At 66.7% G+C, this 1556-nt stretch carries 1 pseudogene; it reads left to right on the forward strand.

Annotated elements, in window-relative coordinates:
* Nucleotides 1-442: 442 nt before the first annotated feature.
* Nucleotides 443-1556 (forward strand): annotated as a pseudogene (locus ACIRG9_RS31570) (hypothetical protein); the annotation flags it as partial.

A 1556-nucleotide genomic window follows, 5' to 3' on the forward strand; every position in this document is an offset into this window, starting at 1 on the left:
ACAACGACGGCAAGGTCAAGCTGGACGACGAGTCCACCGTGATCAACAACGACCCGACCAACTGCGCGGGCACCGTCCGCGACTGCTTCAACTGAACCACCACATAACCCCGGGGTCCCCGTCCGCCGCCGGCGGACGGGGACCCCGGCCGCTCCGAGGGCAATTCCGTCCCGAGCCGCGCTGGTAGGCCGGTTCGCACCGGCCCGCGAGCTTTACGCCGCCGGCCACGTCCTCGCCCCCCGTCGCACCGGGCGGCACGCCGCGCCCGGACTCCTCCCTCGGGTGTCCTGCGTACCTAATGTGGGCTTTTTTCGCATACAGCCCCGAGGTGAAGAAGATTCCCATACGGTCTGGATAAGAAGCTACAACCGATTTGTAGCGAAGGCCGCCTCGCGATGGTGAAGCGACCTTGTCTGGTACGAGGAGAGGGCAGAGAGCTCCGATGTCCAACTACCTTCCCAATAATGATCACCCCGCCCGCGAGACGACCTCCCTGTTCCGCCGTCGGCGGCTCTGGCTCGCCACCGGCGTCATGGGACTGACGGGAGCGGTCAGCCTCGCGGGTGTGGCGTACGCGACCACTGGGGTCACCGGCGCTCACCGGCTGACCGACCTGAAGTGGTCCACCGCGCAGGAGGTCACCTCGGACGACGGCCAGGGTGAAGCGAAGGCCAGCGACGAACAGCGCGACAAGGACCAGGACGGCAAGGACGGCAAGGACCGCGATGTCAAGGACGAGCGCAGGCAGGAGGAGGTGCCCTGCAGGAGCGAGAAGCTGGTCGAGGCCGTCGACCGGGCCAACCGGGAGTTCGGCGGCACCTTGAAGCTGTCCCGCGACTGCGTCTACGACCTGAGCAGGTTCGACGAGAAGTCCGGCACGGCCCTGCCGACGATCCGGCAGGAAATCACCATCTGGGGCAACGGCGCCACCATCAGGCGGGACTCGCGGGACGCGTTCCGGCTCTTCCGGGTCGCCGACGGCGGTGACCTCACCCTCAAGGACCTCACCCTCAAGGACGGCAAAGCCGGCAACGAGGAGAAGAAGTCCGAAGAGCGCGACAAGGACGGCAAGGACAACAAGCGCGACGAGGACGACGGCGGCGCGCTGCTGGTCGAGAAGGGTGGCAGTGCCCACCTGAAGGAGACCACGCTGACCCGCAACAACGCCCGCGGCAACGGCGGCGCGATCGCCAACTTCGGCCGGGTCGACGTCGAAGACAGCGACGTCGACAAGAACAACGCCGACAAGAACGGCGGCGGCATCTTCAACACCGGCGTCCTCAAGGTCAGCGGCTCCCGCGACGACGACGGCAAGGGCGGCCGCGAGTCTCACATCAGCAACAACACCGCCGGAGAGAACGGCGGCGGCATCGCCAACGGCAAGGGCGACGAGGAGAAGAAGGACCACGGCAAGAGCGCCCCGCTCGACAAGAAGGACGACAAGGACCGCGACAACCGCGTCGGCACCGTCGAGATCGAGAAGACCGTGATCGAGGGCAACAAGGCCGACAAGAACGGCGGCGGCCTGTTCAGCTCGGGCGGCTTCGTCAAGATCT

Source organism: Micromonospora sp. NPDC093277 (assembly GCF_044765245.1).
GTDB lineage: Bacteria > Actinomycetota > Actinomycetes > Mycobacteriales > Micromonosporaceae > Micromonospora.